Source organism: Tissierella pigra, from assembly GCF_018917845.1.
GTDB classification, from domain to species: domain Bacteria; phylum Bacillota; class Clostridia; order Tissierellales; family Tissierellaceae; genus Tissierella; species Tissierella pigra.
The window spans coordinates 1,495,568-1,516,032 of sequence record NZ_JAHLPJ010000001.1 but is presented as its reverse complement, the minus strand read 5'-3'; the positions used below and the strand labels follow the sequence as shown (position 1 = coordinate 1,516,032).

Annotated in this window: 16 protein-coding genes and 1 pseudogene; 4 read left to right on the top strand and 13 right to left on the bottom strand. The window is 31.7% G+C overall.

Annotated features, from left to right (window positions below):
- Positions 1–198: 198 nt before the first annotated feature.
- A pseudogene (locus tag KQI41_RS07360) lies at positions 199–951 on the bottom strand (phosphomethylpyrimidine synthase ThiC); the annotation flags it as partial.
- Positions 952–1,027: 76 nt separating this feature from the next.
- Here KQI41_RS07360 and KQI41_RS07355 point away from each other — a divergent pair.
- Positions 1,028–2,148, top strand: a protein-coding gene (locus KQI41_RS07355; RefSeq protein WP_154439633.1) for an IS3 family transposase whose coding sequence is annotated in 2 segments (ribosomal slippage) — positions 1,028–1,277 and positions 1,277–2,148 — 1,122 coding nt in all. Because the reading frame shifts where the segments join, the coding sequence is not laid out codon by codon here.
- Positions 2,149–2,171: 23 nt separating this feature from the next.
- Here the strand turns inward: KQI41_RS07355 and KQI41_RS07350 are convergent.
- Positions 2,172–2,624 (bottom strand): chemotaxis protein CheW, encoded by a 453-nt coding sequence (locus KQI41_RS07350; RefSeq protein WP_216585092.1) that lies wholly within the window; start codon positions 2,622–2,624, stop codon positions 2,172–2,174.
- 130 nt (positions 2,625–2,754) lie between these two features.
- Positions 2,755–4,461, bottom strand: a complete 1,707-nt coding sequence (locus KQI41_RS07345) for a methyl-accepting chemotaxis protein (RefSeq protein ID WP_216585091.1) — start codon at positions 4,459–4,461, stop codon at positions 2,755–2,757.
- A gap of 471 nt (positions 4,462–4,932) precedes the next feature.
- On the opposite strand from KQI41_RS07345, the gene KQI41_RS18890 reads away from it, so the two are divergent.
- From KQI41_RS18890 to istB, 3 genes are all read left to right on the top strand, one after another.
- Positions 4,933–5,151, top strand: a complete 219-nt coding sequence (locus tag KQI41_RS18890) for a helix-turn-helix domain-containing protein (protein WP_216585090.1) — start codon at positions 4,933–4,935, stop codon at positions 5,149–5,151.
- Positions 5,152–5,244: 93 nt separating this feature from the next.
- Positions 5,245–6,480: an IS21 family transposase gene (gene istA, locus KQI41_RS07335; RefSeq protein ID WP_216584826.1), complete on the top strand. Its 1,236-nt coding sequence runs from the start codon at positions 5,245–5,247 to the stop codon at positions 6,478–6,480.
- Complete coding sequence (istB, locus tag KQI41_RS07330) at positions 6,473–7,186, top strand: IS21-like element helper ATPase IstB (protein ID WP_216585089.1); 714 nt, start codon at positions 6,473–6,475, stop codon at positions 7,184–7,186. Before istA ends, istB begins: the two co-directional genes overlap by 8 nt.
- Positions 7,187–7,737: 551 nt before the next feature.
- Here the strand turns inward: istB and KQI41_RS19090 are convergent.
- The 10 genes from KQI41_RS19090 to KQI41_RS07285 all read right to left on the bottom strand — a co-directional run bounded on the left by KQI41_RS19090 (position 7,738) and on the right by KQI41_RS07285 (position 20,346).
- Positions 7,738–7,860, bottom strand: coding sequence for a hypothetical protein (locus KQI41_RS19090; RefSeq protein ID WP_277720476.1), 123 nt, complete (start codon positions 7,858–7,860; stop codon positions 7,738–7,740).
- 219 nt (positions 7,861–8,079) lie between these two features.
- A complete protein-coding gene (gene tnpC, locus KQI41_RS07325) occupies positions 8,080–9,654 on the bottom strand; it encodes an IS66 family transposase (protein WP_244971094.1) in 1,575 nt (524 codons plus the stop codon).
- A gap of 113 nt (positions 9,655–9,767) precedes the next feature.
- Complete coding sequence (gene tnpB, locus KQI41_RS07320) at positions 9,768–10,124, bottom strand: IS66 family insertion sequence element accessory protein TnpB (protein ID WP_154443011.1); 357 nt, start codon at positions 10,122–10,124, stop codon at positions 9,768–9,770.
- Positions 10,121–10,489 (bottom strand): IS66 family insertion sequence element accessory protein TnpA, encoded by a 369-nt coding sequence (gene tnpA, locus KQI41_RS07315; RefSeq protein WP_216585088.1) that lies wholly within the window; start codon positions 10,487–10,489, stop codon positions 10,121–10,123. The genes tnpB and tnpA overlap by 4 nt, the downstream gene beginning before the upstream one ends.
- A gap of 182 nt (positions 10,490–10,671) precedes the next feature.
- Positions 10,672–11,916, bottom strand: coding sequence for a group II intron reverse transcriptase/maturase (ltrA, locus tag KQI41_RS07310; RefSeq protein ID WP_216585087.1), 1,245 nt, complete (start codon positions 11,914–11,916; stop codon positions 10,672–10,674).
- Between the two features lie 817 nt (positions 11,917–12,733).
- The gene (locus KQI41_RS07305; RefSeq protein ID WP_216585086.1) at positions 12,734–14,428 is read right to left on the bottom strand and encodes a recombinase family protein; all 1,695 of its coding nucleotides are present in this window, start codon (positions 14,426–14,428) and stop codon (positions 12,734–12,736) included.
- Between the two features lie 226 nt (positions 14,429–14,654).
- Positions 14,655–14,909 carry a hypothetical protein gene (locus tag KQI41_RS07300; protein WP_216585085.1) on the bottom strand — a complete coding sequence of 85 codons (255 nt, stop codon included), beginning with the start codon at positions 14,907–14,909 and terminating at the stop codon, positions 14,655–14,657.
- Between the two features lie 463 nt (positions 14,910–15,372).
- A complete protein-coding gene (locus tag KQI41_RS07295) occupies positions 15,373–16,377 on the bottom strand; it encodes an AAA family ATPase (protein WP_216585084.1) in 1,005 nt (334 codons plus the stop codon).
- Positions 16,378–16,738: 361 nt separating this feature from the next.
- Complete coding sequence (locus KQI41_RS07290) at positions 16,739–19,150, bottom strand: restriction endonuclease (RefSeq protein WP_154439632.1); 2,412 nt, start codon at positions 19,148–19,150, stop codon at positions 16,739–16,741.
- Positions 19,151–19,341: 191 nt separating this feature from the next.
- On the bottom strand, positions 19,342–20,346 hold the full coding sequence (locus KQI41_RS07285) for a hypothetical protein (protein ID WP_154439631.1): 1,005 nt from the start codon (positions 20,344–20,346) through the stop codon (positions 19,342–19,344).
- Positions 20,347–20,465 lie beyond the last annotated feature (119 nt).

The window sequence follows — 20,465 nt, the reverse complement described above, 5'->3', positions numbered from 1 at the left end:
GCTTCACACCCTTTATCTCATTGTCTTGATATAATTATATCTTTATCTTTATATAAAATAAAGTATACTTTCACTTTTCCTCTGACTAAGAACCACTTTGTTTATTATTTTTTGCATAAAAAGAAACGAAGTCTATGGATTATAAGTTAACAGAGTACTTCGCTTCTTCGGATTTTTATATTTAGTTTTATATTACCTTTAGTCCTCGGATCTTAGTATATTTATATCTTTTCCTTCCATAATCCTATTCATATTTCTCATAGAACACATTTTTCCACACATAGTACAACTATCTTGATGCTCTGGAGTAGATTCTTTTCTATATCTTCTAGCTTTTTCATCATCTATACTCAAATTAAACATTTCTTCCCAGTCTAATCTCTGTCTAGCCCTACTCATCTTTAAATCCCATTCATCTGCACCTTGTATTCCTTTAGCTAGATCCCCTGCATGTGCTGCTATCTTTGAAGCTATAATTCCTTCTTTCATATCTTCTAATGTAGGTAGTCTTAAATGCTCCGCCGGTGTCACATAACATAAAAAATCTACCCCATGACTTGCAGCTACAGCCCCGCCTATTGCTGAAGTTATATGATCATATCCTGGCGCTATGTCAGTGACTAGTGGACCCAATACATAGAAAGGTGCTCCATAACATAGTTTCTTTTCTAATAATACATTTGCCTCAATTTCATTTAATTTCATATGTCCTGGTCCTTCTATTATAATTTGTACATTTTTCTCCCAAGCTCTCTTTGTTAACTCTCCTAACACCATTAATTCTGCAATCTGCGGTGCATCTGTACCATCTGCTATACTACCTGGCCTCAAGGCATCGCCTAAGCTTATGGTCATATCATATTTTGCACATATATCTAGTAATTCATCATAGTATTCATAAAAAGGATTTTCCTTATTGTTTAATTCCATCCATGCATATAATAAAGAACCTCTGGATAGGTTACAATAAACTAGACAACTAAATTAAGGTCATGTAAACTAAAAATAGAAAAAGGAGAGAGTTTATATGACGAAAAGAGAAAGAAGAACCTATACCCCTGAATTCAAAGAACAAATGGTAAAACTATATGAAAGTGGTAAGTCTAAGAAAGATATTATAGCTGAATATGACTTAACACCTACTGCCTTTAATACCTGGATAAAAAGAAGCCAAACTACTGGATCCTTTAAGGAAAAAGATAATCGTTCCCCAGAAGAAAATGAATTAATAAAATTAAGGAAAGAAAACCAACAATTAAAAATGGAGAATGATATTTTAAAGCAAGCGGCGCTGATATTAGGACGAAAGTAGTTGTGATTAAGAATAATTCCCACAAATACAGTATATCAGCAATGTGTAAAGTCCTACAAATCCCTAGAAGTACTTATTACTATGAATCGAAAGTTAAAGAACCTACAGATGAAATAACACCAAAAGTAATAGAAATATTCAAAGCAAGTAGAAATAACTATGGTACCAGAAAAATTAAAGTAGAGCTTAAGAAAGCAGGTTATATAGTATCTAGAAGAAAAATAGGTAGAATAATGAAGCAAAATGGCTTAGTATCTAACTATACAATCGCCAAGTATAGGCCACATGTGAATAAATGTAATGAATCAAAAATTGCCAATGAACTAAATAGAGAATTTAATACAGATAAACCTTATTCAGCTGTAGTCAGTGATTTAACATATGTTAGAGTTAATAGAAAATGGAATTATGTATGTTTCTTAGTCGACCTATTTAACAGAGAAATAATTGGTTATAGTGCTGGTCCTAATAAAGATGCACCCCTAGTTTATAGAGCCTTTGCAAGGGTTAAAACTAGGTTAGATAATATTACTTTATTTCATACAGATAGAGGTAATGAATTTAAAAATAAAATAATAGATGAAGTCCTTGACACCTTTAATATTAGGCGTTCTTTAAGTATGAAGGGCTGTCCTCATGATAATGCCGTAGCCGAAGCAACATTTAAGATATTTAAAACTGAATTCGCCAATAACTATCATTTTGAAACCCTAGAGCAATTAGAAATTATGTTAGCTGATTATGTAAATTGGTTTAATAATATTAGGATACATGGAACACTAGGATATTTAAGCCCTAGACAGTATAAATTACATAACCTTAAAAAAACTGTCTAAATAAGTGTTGCCTTTCCAAGTTTTCAAACCTCCATTTTCAGTACTTCTTCTTTTTCCTCCATCGTTAATATCCTTTCTAGATTTAATATAAGAATTAATTTCTTATCAAACTTCCCCACTCCTGTAATATATTCACTAATTCTTTTCGAAATTACTTCTGGTGGCGAATCTATTTGTTCATCCCTTAGTGTTATAACCCTTGATGCATCATCAATCATAAAACCAATTTGCTTACCATCTAAATTAATTATAATTATTCGTTTATCCTTTTTCTCATTTTCATTAATTAGATTAAATCGTTCTTTAAGATCAATTATAGGAGTAATCGTTCCCCTTATATTAACCATACCTACAATAAACTTAGGTGAGTTTGGTATCTTTATATATTCTTTTAGTTCTGTTATTTCTTGCACATTTTTTATTTCCACGCCGTATTCTTCATTCCTTAGATTAAATGTAACATATTGTCTATCCATATAGCTTCTCCTTTCCATTAAAATTTCTTGTCTTTCTTAGGAGGTTTCTAGATCAGGGTAGAAGAATATCTTTTTCCTGTTGTCTTAATTACATAAATATTCCTCATACCTTAGCCTAGCCAAAGTACTGTTAATATTTAAATATTGCAATCGATTTAATTAAATCCTCTGCCATAATTGCAAGATTTGTTGCTGAGGAGGCTACTTCCTCAATTGCAGCAGTTTGTTCCTCCGAACTTGCTGCAACTTGTTGGGCTGATGCTGCAGTTTGCTGTGATATAGCAGACATATGTTCAAAGTTATCTGTTACTTTATTTGCATTTTCCACAATAACTTTAACTATATCAGATATCTTATTAATTTCATTAGAAACTTCATTGATCTCATTAAATATATTTGAGAATTCATCACTGGACTTATTAATTATTTCAACCCCTAAATCAACTTCCCTACTATTCTCATCCATAGAAATAACAGCAGATTGAATTTGATTTTGTATCCCCGATATAAGTTGTCCAATCTTTCCAGTTGACTCAGAGGATTGTTCAGCTAACTTTCTTACCTCTTCTGCAACTACAGCAAAACCTCTTCCTGCATCTCCCGCCCTAGCTGCTTCTATGGCTGCGTTCAATGCTAGCAAGTTCGTTTGTTCAGAAATTGCATTTATAACATCTATAATACTCTCTATCTGTTTAGAACTTTCATTTAATCGGCCAATAGTTTTTGAAGTCTCTACAGTTGACTTCTTAATATTATTTATCTTTTCAACTGCATCTTCCGATGACTTTAATCCACCTTCAACTGATTTCAATGTAACATTAGCAGATTCATTTACATGTTGAATATTTTCTAACATTTCATTTGTACCATATTGTATTTCATTAACCAAGTTACTAGATTCAGTTATGTCAGCTGCTGAATCACTTGTTGCTGTCGCTACTTCTGAAATTGTTGATGATACCTCCTCCGAAGCTGCTGCTGACTCTTCTGATGATGCTGATAATTGCTGTGACGTAGCTGCTACATTTTGTGATACTTCATTAATTTTTTCAATTATGGTTCTTAAATTTACAATCATAGTGTTAAATGCCCCTGCAAGTATACCTATTTCATCTTTACTTTTTATTTTTACATCCTTAGTTAGATCACCTTCTGCTACTGCCTGCGCTAGTTCAGTAAACTGACTAATCGGTCTTGTTATGCTGTGGGTAAGTAATAAAGCTATTGCTATACCAACTATCATAGCAATAACTAACACCAAGATAAATATCACTATTGTATTCTTTGTAGTAGTATTAATACCATTATAAAATCTTTCTAGATTTTTTTGTGTGATGTCCATTAGTTCATCCATACCTTTTCTAATTGATGCGGTTTGTTCTGCTCCTTTTCCACTTATGTTTTCTATAGCTTTCTCCAGTTCTCCATTTCTAGCAAATTTAATAGTTTCGTCACGAATAGGTTCCCAATCAAGGTATGTCTTATATATATTATCTACTATTTCCTGTTCCCCAAGGAAGTGGCTTTTGATCAATGCAAAGTTTTTCTGTATATTTTTATCAGATTCATCAATAGCTTGTATTGCAAGATCTAGGGATTGAGTATCTCTTGATAAAACTACATCTTTCATACTTCTATTAATTGCAATCATGTCAGCATTGGATTCCAAAGTAGCAGCCCTTACTACCAATGTATTATTATATAACTGGTCCATAAGTTTCGAATTTGTACGTAACCCATTTAAAGCAAATGCTCCTGCGATGTACATAAGCACCAAAATTATACCAAATCCTAAGTACAAACGCTTACTAATTTTAAAGCTTCCAAACTTAAACATTTTTATTTCCCCCTATCTTAAAATTTGACAATGTGGTAAATTTGTTTGTTACAGATTTTAACTTCCCTAAACTCCCCCCTCATATAGTATTTCACGTGGTTTTATATTAAATCATATCACCTGTAAATTTATCTATTTTCTATATGTAAATTACTTAATATTTCATTAAAATATGAAAGTATGTATCTGTCAACAATGTTGAAATCTATAATTTTAAAATTAAATTAAATCTTTTCAATCATCTCGATATTTTTATCTGTGTTTTAATAACCTTCACGCTCTTGGGTAGGATAAATAACAAGAAAAAACTTCTATTAGTGCTTACTGGTTCCATATAAGGCATTGACAAATTAAACCATAAAATACCATTATTCTATATTATATGCCCTCTAGTCATTTATTTCAATAGATAATATTTTTTTCTGTCATACTTCGATGAAATAATGATAATAATATTATAATAAAATTGGGGTGATTTTTATATTTCCATATCGTTTAAAACAACTCCGGGAGAATCTCGGTTTAACTCAAGAAGAACTTGCTAAGCAACTTAACTTAACACAAAGTACAATAGCTTACTATGAAAATGGCAGAAAAATGCCTACATTGGAAAATGCAAAGATAATAGCACAAATGTTTAATACTAGTTTAGATTATTTACTTGGTATCTGTAACTGTAAAGGACAATGATAAAATACAGATAAAAGGTAATCAAAAAGTACAGAGTTCTTAATCAAAGAGGGAACACTACCTAAAGAATAAAAAATAATAGGTGGTGTGAATATGAAAGGAGAACTTTGGATGGATATAAGAAATGATTATCTTAAGGGGCTATCCATTTCAGAAATATCAAGAAAATATAATATCAATTGGAGAACAGCTAAAAAGTATGCAGCAGCTATTGAGACGCCAAAATATACATTAACTAAAGATAAACCTTCTAAGTTAGATGACTTTAAACCTATGATAGATGAGTTACTAGAGGAAGCCCCATATAGTGCTGTAAGGATATTAGAAATAATAACTGATCAAGGGTTTGATGGTAAAATTGGTATAGTTAAAAACTATGTTAGAACTAAAAAGAAAGAGCTAAATACAAAAGCTACAGTCAGATTCGAAACTTTACCTGGGAAACAGGGTCAAGTTGATTGGGCTCATTTTGGAACATTCATGGATGAACTAGGAAGAGAACATAAACTGTATTGTTTTTTAATGATTTTAGGGTACTCGAGAATGCGATATATAGAATTTGTTACAGAGATGAGCACAGAAACTCTAATAAGATGTCATAATAATGCTTTTAGATATTTTAATGGATATCCAGAGCATATACTCTATGACAACATGAAGCAAGTTGTTGTAAAAAGAATGATAAAGCAAGAAGATTCTAAGTTAAATCCATTATTTGAGGACTTTGCAGGATTTTACGGAATAAAACCTATACTATGTAGGCCTTACCGAGGCCAGACTAAGGGTAAAATTGAAAGAACAGTCAGATATGTAAGGGATAACTTCTTTACTGGTATTAAATTTGTTAACCTAATAGATTTAAATAATGAAGCTCTCTCCTGGTGTGAAAAGATAAATAGAAAGGTCCACGGAACTACAAATAAAATTCCTTATGAAATGCTGCAAAAAGAAAAGTTAAATAAATTCGATCGAGAATATGTTTTAAGTATTGAAGAAAAAAGAAAAGTAGAGAAAGACTGCTTGATTTCCTTTAAGGGTAATAAATATTCTGTCCCACCAGAATATATAGGAAAAGAAGTTTCAGTATTCTCTACAGACAACTTAGTTAAAATTTATCATAATAGCTCATTAATATCAACTCATAGCACATGCTTTGATAGGAATAAACTAATAGTCTTAAAAGAGCATTATGAATCTATAGGTATAGTATCTCCAAAAAGATATGGTAAAAATACATTGATTAAAACAAATGTTAATCCCTCTTTTGATGTAGAAGATAGAGATTTATCAACATATGATGAAATTTATGAGGAGGGAAAAAGTGAGTAATGTAGCTTATGAGAGAATTAAAAATAACTTAGAAAAGCTAAAACTAACAAAAATAAATGAAATAATAGATAACTATTTGGAAATAGCCTTAAAAGAAGAAACCAATATAGTAGATATACTAGACTATCTTTTAGATCAAGAAACTAAATTTAAAGACACAAGAGCTTCAGAAATACAGGTAAATGTAGCAGGTTTTCCATATAGAAAAACCTTGGAAGACTTTGAATTTGAATTTCAACCTTCAGTTGATAAACGATTAGTTGAAGAATTATCTACATTAAGGTTTGTGCATAATGCTGAAAATGTGGTGTTCTTAGGACCACCTGGAGTTGGTAAGACCCATTTAGCTATAGGATTAGGTATCACAGCAGCTAAGAATAGGCATTTAACATATTATATTAGTTGTCAGGACTTAATATCAGAACTAAATAAGGCACACTTTGAAAACCAACTTCAAAAGAAACTCAAACATTACGCTAAGTACAAGCTATTGATAATAGATGAAATAGGGTATCTTCCTATGGATATTCAAGGGGCTAACCTATTCTTCCAACTAATAGCTAAAAGATATGAAAAGTGTTCAACTATATTTACTTCAAATAAGTCATTTTCACAGTGGGGTGAAGTATTTTCAGATAATACAATAGCGGCTGCTATTCTAGATAGAATACTTCATCACGCAACGGTAGTTAATATTAAAGGATAATCATACAGATTAAAAGATAGAAAAGAGTATATGTCTTCTAGAAAAGAAATCACAAATACTCTTTTAAATAAATAAATTCTCTGCACTTTTTAAATGACTTTTTTATGTAGAATTAGATTGTCGTTGACAGTAACAATCAAATTATTGAAAAAGAAAATATAATCATCACACTATATGATAAACTTTTAGAGGATATAAGTAATTTATCACCTAAAAGTCAACAGGACTTAGAGCATTTTATAGACTTCTTAAAATTTAGAGATATGCAGATGGAAAATAGTAAAAAATAATAAAAAAACTTGAAAACATTCTTCATTTTCAAGACTTTCTTACCTGGTGCTTCTACTGTTTACACAAATAATCGTTCTTATAGTCAAGGTTGTTCTCCTATCTTTTTGACCCTGTTTTTTCAGTTTCAAACCAGCACTACTCAATTTATCCAATGTCATCTATATTTTTGCCCACTTTTAAGGGTCAAAAAACGGTGTTTTTCCTCCGATTTTTGACCCATTTTTTGTCCTTCAACCACTATATGTTGTGGCGAAACCCCATTATTTCTCCTCTGAACCACATGTTCCTTTATAATAAAGTTCTGCTTTTTCATCCCCCTCAAACCTGCATTCCTTCGTCAAAAATAATAATAAAGTTCTGCTTATTTCTCTCTTTTTCCCCATTTTATCTCTCAATTTTGAATCAAGACTTTATTAAAATTATAATAAAGTTTTGTTTTTATAATGCAGGAATAGAAACAGGAATAAGGATTAAGAAATAAGGATTAAGGAAAATAAAGAATGAATTTATATTGGAAAACAAAGATGTATAGTAAGCGTACAATAAAAGATGTATTGATAGCTATGGGAAGATGATGTATCATCTTCCCATAGAGTCTTTTATTAAGCTTTACATGTTTTTTGAATAAGTTCAGCCCAAGGCATCATTAAATCTAAGATTTTGGGATTTGTTTTGAAATCAGATCCTGGCAATCTTGATAATACAAATTCTAAGTATTTATAGGGGTTTAGTCCATTGGCTTTTGCTGTTTCTACTAGTGTATATACACATGCACTTGCATTGGCTCCTTCAGGACTACCACAGAAGGTCCAATTCTTTCTACCTATGGTAAATGGGCGTATGCTGTTTTCTGCAATATTGTTGGAGATTACACAGTTTCCATCTTCTAAATAGGTTTCTAATTTTTCTTTGTGATTTAGGGCATATTGAAGAGCCTTCCCAATATTGGATTTAGGAAGTACTTTTTCATTTGAACTTTCTACCCATGACCAAAAGGCATCTAAAACTGGTTTTTCCTTTTCCAGACGCATCTTTTTCCTATCTTCTGGTGATAGACTTTTAAATTTTCTTTCCCAGTCGAATAACTGGTTGCAATATGCTATTCCTGTTGCAGGTAAGGTGGCTTCAGGACTTTCCATATCCTTAGGAAGAGCATCCTTGAAATATCTTCTGACATGTGCCCAGCATAGACAATGGTGAATATCTTTCACTTTACCATAACCAGTATAGCCGTCTGTATGTAGATATCCATTGAAACCTTTCAGGAAGTCCTTGGCATTGTCGCCTGTTCTACCTTTAGCATATTTAAATATTCTGATTCCATGTTTAGAATCGGTTGAGGTAGAGTAGACCCACATGTAGGATTTTGTGGTATTCTTTTTACCTTCTTCTCTAAATACTTGGACTGGGGTTTCATCGGCATGTAAGTATTTCTCCTTTAGGAGTTCTTCATGTAGTTTTTCTACTACTGGATTTAGCCATTCTTCTGATGTTTTTATGATCCAGTTAGATAAGGTTGCACGGCTTAATGGAAATCCCATCTGCTTCCAATCTTTTTCTTGACGATACAGTGGTACTGCTTGGACAAATTTCTGATACATTGTCCATGCTACGCTTGAAGCAGTAGCATAGGAATGTTGAAGTACAGGCTCTGGTGTAGATGGACTAAACATCCCAGGTCTGTTTTCTTTCTTACATGTTCTGCATTCATATGTTTCTTGGTATATATTAACTACAGATACTTCTGCTGGTACATATCTGATTTCTGATCTTACGAATTTATTACCTACAACGGAAAGTCTATTGCCATCTGTTGGGCATATTTGTTTCGATTCTTCTATTTTAAATACTTGGTCGTGGCTAGGTAAATCTTTAAATAGATCTTTTCTCTTGTATCCTTTTCTAGTTCTTTTAATTGGCTCTTCAAATGGAACTGGTTCTAGAACAGCTGGATCCATTTCGCTTTCTGCTTCATTGAATAAACCTAGTTCTATATCATTAATTACTAGCTGACCATCTATGGCAAAGGTTTTTTCTGTTTTTCTACCATAGAGTTTTTGTATTAGATATTCCATATTTTCATTAGATCTTTTCAACTCTTCTCTAAGAGCTTCTATGGTTTTATTCTGAGATTCAATTGTATCTTGTAGAGTTCGTATTAAAGAGTTTTCAGTCATTGGAATTTAGCCTTTCTTTCGAGCTTTTATTTAAGTATATTATACCATTTTCAGCAGTCAAAAACAAGAAAAAAGATGCATGAAACCACGTATTTTTCAATAGTTTCAAGCATTTATATTATCATTTTATTATCTAACTTTTGAATTACTTTTTTCTGGTCTATTGTCAATCCTTCTATTAACCATCTATACTGCTGAGGACTAATTTCTCTAACATCTTCTGTAGTTCTTGGCCACTGAAAAACGCCATTTTCAAGTCGCTTGTATAAAAGAAGAAATCCGTCTCCTTCCCAAAGTATAGCTTTCATTCTATCTCTTTTCCCTCCACAAAAAAGGAACAATGCATTCTCAAATGGATTAAGTTTAAAGTTTTGGGATACTATCTGTGAGAGACCATCTATTGATTTTCTCATATCAGTTTTCCCACAGGCAATGTATATTTTTATATCATCAGGGAATTTTACTTTCATAGAACTCTAATTAAGTTAAGCAATTCTCCCAATGTATTTGGATCCGCCCCATTTAGAACTTCAATTTCATTTCCATTTGAACGAAGAATGGCACAAGTACCTTGGTTGTTAGGTTTAAATTCAGTGATGCTTGGTTTTACCTCCACAAATTGGGTTTTTCCTGTAACTGCCAGCGTCCCAGCTTTAATTAGAGATTCTTCTCTAATGACCCTCTGCCAATAGTAGAATTTACTTTTTGAAATATCATTCTCTCCGCACCATTGGCTAATGGACCGGCCACTTTGACTATGTTTTTTAATGATTTCAATCCATTGTGATCTTAGGATTTCATGCTTTGTGGTTTTCATAGTAGTAATATTAATCATCCTCCCTACACTTCTAATGTTGGAAAAATTATTTTGTGAACATTAAAAGTACTTTGTAGAGAATATTATCTCATGTTGTATAATACTTTTAAATCCATGAGATTAGTCGAGTAGATAAGGGGAATTTCACCTCAAACCTCTCACAGAACCGTACGTGACAGTCTCCTGTCATACGGCTCTTATCATCCTATCGTAAGTACAATCCCCTTTTCCCAATGGTAGAAAAATGAGGGGTTGCTCTTAGCCCATCGACCAAGAAATCTCCATGATTTACCCATGGATTTTCCTTTACCTTTATATTTACGATGGACAAATTTCACAAGTGATATATTAATGTAATCGAGGCTTTTTCGTGCTTCTCCAGAACCAAATACCATGAAATAATTCATCCAACCTCTGATAATAGGGTTCATCAACTCTGCTAGTTTATCCATAGAGAGAATTTTGCTATTCAGTCTAATATCCTTTATCTTACTGCGAAACAATTTGGATGATTCATTACTGACAGCTGGTGTAAATGCATTGAAGAAATTCCCATTTTTACTTCTTACATATCTTGTACGAAATGTATAACCAAGAAAATCAAAAGAAGTATACTCGTAGGTTCCTTGGAACTTGTCACTCTTACAGTATACAATCCGAGTCTTATCTGGGTGAATTTCTAAGCTGCATAAATTCATCTGTCTCTTAAGTCTGTACAATATGTATTTGGCTTGTTTCTCACTGACACAATGTACGACTCCATCATCTGCATATCTCACCCAAGGGTTATCAGGAAAATTATGTTTCATCCAGGTATCAAACGCATAGTGCATAAAAAGATTAGCAAGAACTGGACTGATTACTCCACCTTGTGGCGTTCCAGACACTCTTTCCTTAATACTTCCATCAGGCATTACCATTGTCGCTTTTAGAAATCTTTCAATGTATAATATCACCCATTTTTCGTTGGTGTGAGCTTTTACAGCTTTCATTAAGAGGTCATGATTTATGTTGTCAAATAATCCAACTATATCAAACTCTAAGACCCAACCATATTTCCAACATCGTTCTCTTGTTACTCCTACTGCATCTATTGCTGAACGATTTGGCCTATATCCATAGGAATCATCAAGAAAAATTTTCTCTACGTTTGACTCAAATACCATTAGAGTTACCATTTGTGCTACTCTATCTTCAATTGTTGGTATTCCCAATAGCCTTTTCTTCCCGTTTTTCTTAGGTATTTCAACACCTCTAACAGCCTTTGGAAAGTAACTACCTGATGACATACGATTCCATAACTTATACAAGTTATTTTTCAATTCTTTTTCATATTCATTGAAATTGATACCATCTACTCCACTAGCACCTTTGTTTGCTTTTACACGTTTATATGCTGCTAGAACTAATCCTTGTGAAATTTGAAACGATTTTCCCTCGTTCATAAAATCCTCCCATTTCTGGTTGTTAAATTTTCGAGTTATGAATGATAGAACCCCTTCGCTCCATCTTCATTACAAAGACTTCATCACTACTACGAGTTCTTCCGCACCTGTATAGTTCATCGCTACTATCATCCTTGTCGTTCTCTCGCTTGGATTTTCGCTTAACATTACTGTACAGGATTCTCCTGTTCCTTAAGAAAGCCTATGTCATGTTCCTAGAGTCTTTACACCGACAGCCGTTTAGCCAGTAACCAGATTTCTTCTAAACTTATCCCATCTGTGATCAAAGCAAATGGTTTTGACTGTATTTTAGTATTAACGATGCTTCATCGAACACTTCACTTTCGTTTAGCTCCATGACACATACCTGACTGTTCCAACAGCCTTTTGCCTTTGTGCTCAGCACCATAACTTTTGGCTACAGCACCCAAAGGTGGTTTGAAACCTACATCTGGATGTCGATTTCGGGAGGCCTACTCCCATCTCTCTTAAAGCCTGCACCACTAATTTCTTGGTACTTCAGGACACACTTAACCGCTTACGATGTATAAGAGAAACAAAGAAGGATAAATCGCTGAAAATAAAAGTTTTTCTCCTTCTTAATTCAACTATTTATCCCTTTCTTATTCTCATTATTATTGTCAATTTCTACACCAACTTCCTCTTCTGTTTCTCCTTTTCTTTTCCTTTTATGAGGAAAAGGAAGAAGGAATATTTTGGTGGAAGCAAAACTTTATTATAACAAAGGCAGGACTTTATTTAAAAGAGCAAGACTTTATTATATCAGGACACGTTCCTTGTAAGTAGTGTTACGACTTCAACGTGGCTCGTCCTCTTGATAGGTGCATTTTTGTAAACCTGCATTTTGCTCACTTTTAGAAATTTGTTTATGTCCATCAATTTTGCTAGTTAAACCTGTCTTAAATATAAAGGTCAGCATATAAGGATCTATACTTCCATCTTCTTTATACCCACCTATGATAACTTCCTCCACTACAGTTTTAAATACTTCCCTATCAAATTCTACTAATGGTTCTTTGCTTTGGAATAGTTTCCTGAAAGATGCTATTCTTTCCTTAATAGTTTTTTCTTCATCCTCTACTATATCTAATTCTTTCTTTTCTGTTTTTAGTTCTTGGAGTTCTTTCTTTAATTCGGTATATTTTTCTTCATAGTTTTCTTTATCTATTTTATCTTCTAGATGTAGATCTAGGAGTTTACTTATCTTATTCTCTACATTTCTTATATCCCCATCTATTTTATTTAATAGTTTTTTATTATCTTTTGACTGTAGTTCTTTTTCTATATTTTCTAGAAATTCCTCTACTATTGTTTTATTATCCCTACATAAAATATTAAAGGCTTTTACAAAGGCATTTTCTATTATCTTTTCTTCTACTGCCTTACATTCAGGACAAGACTTCTTTCCCTTCCTGATTGCAGTTGTGCAGAACCAGACATCCTTTTGTTTATCAGTTCCACTATGCCATCTTCTCCTGGTAATATTTCCACCACAGTAGGCGCATTTCATCATGCTAGAAAATGCATATTTTAAGCTATGTTTTTTCATTCTTCCCTGATTATGATTCCTACTTCTCTTTTCTAATATTTCTTTTGCTTTATTAAATTGCTCTCTTGATATAATAGCTTCATGGTTGTTTTTTATATAATACTTTTCTTCTTCACCAAAATTATCTAATCTTCTTTTGCTTATGGGATCTAGAGTAAAGGTCTTTCCCATTAGAAGATCCCCTACATATTTTTCATTTTTAATAATTCCTCTAACAGATGAATCTGACCAAGTTGTATTGCCTTTCTTAGTCTTATAACCTTTTTCTGTTAGTTCCCTTGCTAGTACAAAGCATCCAATTCCACTAGTATATCTATTAAATATATATTTTACTATCTTAGATTCTTCTTCATTTATAATTAATTTTTTCTTTTCCTTGTCATAATCATAACCTAAACATGAAGCTTGTCCTACTAACTCTCCCCTTTTCATCTTCATTTTTAGACCCATTTTAGTGTTGGCAGAGAGGGATTCACTTTCCTGTTGGGCCAGAGAACTTAGGATTGTTAAGAGCATTTCTCCATTCATTGTTAGGGTGTTTATATTCTCTTTTTCAAAGATTATGGCTACATTTTCATCTTTTAACATTCTAACATATTTTAAGGTATCCATAGTATTTCTAGCAAATCTTGATATGGATTTAGTAATTATTATGTCTATGAGACCATTACTAGCATCAGATATCATCCTTTGAAACTCATCTCTATTATCTGACTGAGTACCTGATATTCCTGAATCGGCATAGATATCTACAAATTCCCATTCCTTATTCTTTTTAATTAGGTCTGTGTAATGGTTTACTTGGGCTTGATAGCTATTCATTTGTTCATCAGAATCTGTACTTACTCTACAATAAGCTGCTACACGCAATTTGTTTAATGTCTTCCCTGTATTTCTATCAATTTTCTCTTTCTGTGCTTGAATTACTTCTACTCTTCTCATATTTTCACCAACCTTTCTTTTGATCTATAATCCTTGTATTCCTACCAGGGATTACAAGGATTATAGATAGAAGATTCTTCTTAGTCAAGCTAATTATCAGTGTCCCAGAGCTTATATCTTTGTACTTATTCTAGAAATTTGAAAGAATAAACACAGAAAGTAAAATAGGAAAGATAAGCCTGTCCAAATATATTTTATTGTTTCCTTTCTATTTACTTATTTCTCCCTATTCTTTTATTTCGTACTTTCTCTTTATACTATTCCTTATAGTTAAATGTTCTTTTTCTGAAATTAATTCTTCTTTTAATAATCGATTTAACATTCCCATTTGTAAACTATATTTTTCTATATTATTCTTTAAGAATTTATATCCTACTGGAGTAAATAGAATATTTGCTACTGTTTCTATATCCCCTTCTGCTTTTATATCTTTTAAAATTATCTTTATTTTCTTCCATAGTGATCTTAATTTCTTTTTCATTAAAAACCTCCAATCTTATCTATAACTTTTATATAATTTCCCTTAAACTTTCTTTGACCACCTATAGGTGACACCAATAAATGCCTGTTTATGCGGGTTTTCATCATTTCTGACCACCTAAGCTGACACAAAACCCTAATTCCGACCACCTATCTTTTTTCTTTCAACCCACGGCACTGCCGGGGGATGTGGCTGGAAGGTGGAATCTTTTGACCACCTTCCTTTATCCTGCACTAAAATCGATAGGGGATTCAACTGAATATTTGCTTTTTAAAATCAATATTCTTATTATTAATGTGACTAACATCACTTACTACCAAGGTTCCAACATCCCCCAACATCTTGCCCAAAATTTGATTTTCATCCCCCTCCTCGACCAATTACCCTATATACCTATTCAAATGGTACACGGGGCGAAACAGGGCTACACTTTCAGGGTCAACAGGGACGTTAGTTTGAGGACTTAGGGGGTAGCCATTTTATCGTCCCTAATGTCCCTATTTCTAAAAATTTCAATCAATCTTTTACCATTGCTCTTACGGATAACAACAGAGATTGAACGTTCTTCAAGTTCCATTGTATTTTGTAATATCTTTTTACTAAGGGTCTTTGGAGAAATATTATCGTCCCTGTTTCTAGATAGTTCCTCTGCTAATTCTGTAGGAGTTGATTTGTGATATTCTTTGTCTTTCATAAAGTCAGAAAGAAGAATAACAATATCATCTAGTAGAACATCCTTATTTATAAAACTATCTGTTACTACTTGCCAAATATTATCTTCATCTCTTTTTAATTTGATTTCTCGATAGTCAATATCTCTACCAACACAAGATAAAGTTGCCACTTTACTTCCTCTAGATTCTTCTATTAGTATAAAACTACTGTCTACTGCTCCTTGAATTCCAGTAGTACCAGAGATACGATTAAAGGGATCTTTATCATATTCTTTTCTTAAGTGATGAATTAGTAAAATAGCTATTCCATATTTATCTGCTAGATTTTTTAATATGGTTAACTCATTATAGTCATTGGCATAATTATGATCCTTGCTTGTATTTCTTATCATTTGTAAGGTATCAATAATAATCAAAACAGTATCTGGATGTTCTTTTATGAAGTTTACTATCCTTTCTTCTAAATCACCACCCAGCATTGCATTTTCCGTACAGAAGTTTACCCTGTCTGTTACTTCATCTGTAATATCAAATAGTCTATTTTGAATTCTTATTTGACTATCTTCAAAACAAAGGTAAAGGGTAGTCCCTTCTTTAACCTTATTCTCCCAAACCTCCTCTCCTTTTGCTACTGCCACTGATAACCATAAAGCAAGCCAAGACTTTCCCACCTTTGGTGACCCTGCCAGAATATGAAGGCCCTCTGATAGTAGGTTTTCAATAATGAAGTTAATTGGTTTAAGTGGCATCGTCATTAAAGTTTCACCATCAATTGTATTAAATTTTTTTGTCATCTAAAATTCACCTCCTTACTTGTTTCCACATTTGAAGTCGATTTTTCAAGTCTAATTGGAATTTTTTTAAAAAGATGTCCCTTCTATCTGTTTCCACATTTAAACCTTGATTTTGAAGTCTAATCTAAAAAGTTTTTCAAACAAAAATATCCCTCTATATGTTTCCACATTTAGAGGGTCATTTACGAAGTCTAGATTTGAAAAAAGGTAAAAAAATAACCCAGATATTTTTTGCATCAAGGTTACCAAAAATATTTATCTTGGTTTAGATAATCTGTTTACTATTAATTAAATTTAAGCTATGCTTAAATACTCACTTTAACTATTCGGAAATATCGAATAGTTAAAGTGAGTATTAATACTAATTAAATATCTCATCAATTTTTCTTTTCAGAATATCCCTATCCCATAGTACAATATTATTTGATTGAGCTAATTCCAAAGCTGATTCTGTAAAATAGTTATTTGTTATTACCATTCCTTTGTTACAATTATAGTAATTCAACGATGTAAAAATTTCTTGTACTGCTTTATTTGTTACTTTACTAGAATAGCATTTTGCTTGAATTCCAATTCTACTACCATTTTTCTCTGCAATGACATCCATTCCTTGATCACCAGAGCCTTTTGTTATTTCTGTCATATAACCCATCTTTGTAAAAAGGAGACTAACAAATCGTTCAAACTCATGTCCATCCATTAAATCCACATCGTTAATTGAGTACTTTACACTTTTTTGTACCTGTCTATTAGTAAGTCTATTTTCAAATATTTCTAATTCAAGTTCTTCAATTTTTTGTAATATCTTTTCTATGAGGTAGATATTACACTGTACAAAATTTCTTTCTATCTCCGTTGGAAACATGTCTCTACCCATTAAATAATAGGTAAAAGAGCCTACAGTAACAATATTTTTAGTAGGAATATCTAAGCATCTACAATATGCATCCACATATTCACTCAGGTCAGTTGCTTGAATATCATCCTTAATATAAATACCATATTCGTTCTTCCAATACTCAGATATGAATTGAAGAGATGACTTTCTAATCAATTTCCATATAACCGAAGAATGATACTCCTCTGCGGTATTAATATATTTACCTGCAATTTTAACAAGTTTTTTGTAGTTCTCGTCAATAAAACTTTGTAAATTATTATAAAAATTAGCATCTCCCCTTAACTTGTCTATAATATTATCTCTCTGTTCCGAATTGCTATCTAGTAATTGTTGTGCAACAAAACTATTAAATGAAATTAAATGTTCAAAAGCAATATACAAATCCCTATCTAACAAAATATTTAACGGCATTATATTTAGGAAATTTTCAATTACTGCAATTAACTCTAAGGATACATTTTCAACTTCCTTAACTATTGTATTAACCTTTTGATTTACTTCTTCTAGGATTTCGTCATTAACAAAATTAAAATAATTGAGAATTTTATCCCTATCCCATGCATTTGTCACGAATACAGTACCATCTATATTTAGATTAAACAAAGTATTATTATTAATTGAAGTTACATTTATATACATAGGCCCTTCTTTTAAATTAGAAATAATATGGACGAAACCTTTTGTCTTAACCATTATATATCTTCCAATAATCAAGATTTCACACCTATAAAACCTTTCTTCATCTTCCTGCCAAAATTCTGTATCTTTAATATTTAAAATCCTTTGTTTCAAGTAGCTTCCAAAATAATTATCTTCAGTGTCTATTTTTGACAAATCCATGTCTTTTATAACCCTTAGTAATGATCTAAGAAACACAACCGAGTCAATTGCTTCTACTTCATAATGAAGAAATAATGATATTAATAGTCTGTCAATGTTCGCATCTTGCCCAGCTTGATGTAGCTTATGTATTTCATCTTTAAAATGCAACTTAATTTCAGAATAAAGTTTCCCGTTTAATATATTATTATCATCTAGCATAACTGTATCATCAACTTTACGGTCTCCTGATAATCGTTTTGCCAGTAATGACTTTAAATCTTTAATGTTTAATTTATCATTGCTTAAACCAGTATTAAAAAGATACATGCTAACATATCTTAGACGTATTTCTTCCATCATATCATTAGAATCGGTGTATTTTAAATAAGTATCCAATACGTCGTTAATGCTTTTACAATTTACAAACTTGTCCTTATAAAATAATTTATATTTAATTAGTTTTTCAGTAGATTTTTGAGCTGGCTTTTCAAGAGTTAAATTATCATCGTTAACAGATGCACCTTTAGTAATTTGAATTTCCTCATCTAGCCCTTGTTGCTTTAATTCATTTTCTATATCTGTTTCTGATAACCTTTTTGTCAGTAATGACTTTAAATCTATGATTTCTAATTTATCATTACTCAAACTAGTGTTAAAAAGATACATGCTAACATATCTTAGACGTATTTCATCCATAATATTATCAGAATCTGTGTATTTTAAATAGGTATCTAATACTTCATTAATACTTTTACATTTTAGAAAATTGTCCCTGTAGAATAGTTTATATTCAGTAAACTTTTCAGTAGTTTTTTTAGCTGGCTTTTCAAGAGTTAAATTATCATCGTTAACGAGTGTACCTTTAGTAATTTGAATTTCCTCATCTACATGTTGCTTTAATTCATTTTCTATATCCATTGACATGTTATTTTCATGTGTAATTAAGCTTTGTAACTCTTTCTTAGGCACAGCATTGGTCACCAACTTTTTTTCTCTATTTCTCATATTTTCATTATTTTTACTAAGACCTTTAAATAAGTTTTTAAACATAATATCTCCCCCTGTTTATCCTCTTATATTTAAGAAGATTCAAATAATCCAATATGATCTCCTATATTTATTTTATTCTAGATGCAAACTAATTCCATTAACCCTTCATACATTTGTATATGGCACTCATGGATACTTAAATTTAACTAGCCCCACTGATACTCTCCTAACTAATTAAATTGTTACCTTTATTAATACCATTCATAAGTCCAATTACCCTGTGAGCCATAAATTTCAAGATAATACCAACCTACATAAGGTACAATAAATGTTTTATCCACTATATAGTCTCCAATTTCATTAACTAAAACCTCCATCAGTTCTTGATTTGAGTTTGAAAGTTTAACTATAAAGTTCCCACTACCTTTATATGTGCCTTTAAGATGTAAACTACCTTCTGATATATATATCTTCCAAATCTGTTTCCCATCACTATCAACTATCTTTTCAGGTTCGTATTTTTTTACTTCTTCCTTAGCCTCAATCTTGGCTTCTTCTTCAGCTAATTTTTTTGCTTCTTCCTCTATTATTTTTTGTTTAACTTGCAAATCATCAGTAATATTAAGTGCAACTTCTGCCTTTGGCTTTAGAATATCAAGATTTAGTTTTAAATCGTTTGACATTGTTTGCCCTATTTGTTCAAAAAAATAATCCATGTTATTAAGTCTTTCATTAGCCGCATTAACAAAGTTTATTATATGGTTATCATTTATATACTCCTTCTCTTTTAACGCTGATATGTCTATATTTTGCTGAATGTCTTCTATAATGCCTTTTTCTAAATCTTTTTCGTTCATTATATATATTTCACCGATACATTCTTTCAAAATATCCCCATAACTATCTTTATAAGTGCCAACAGCCTCATACATATTAAAAAAGGCATAACTAAAATTTTCTTTTGAAATTTCCTCCATAATATCCTTATAATCTTTTTTACTACTATAAATCATATCAAGATCTTTCTCCATCTCATTCAGCTTCGCTTTTTGTGAATTATCTATATTCTTAACACTTCTTATTATATCTGATACTTTAGATCTAGCACTTTCCAGTGTCATGTCGGTCAAAAGTAATTCTTTTTGAATGCTATGTGCTTCTTTCACTGCTTCATCAAAACTTATCGGTTTGGAACATCCAGTAAAAGAAATTACAAGTAAAACTAATAAGAATATAATAGACATAGACTTTTTCATAAATTAAGCCTCCTTAAGATTTTTTTACAGTAATCTTTATTCTTTGTTTCAATGTTATCTAATTCTTTCTTCTGAAGTTTCTAGCTAGAATACTAATTTATTTTAATATAAGCTTATAC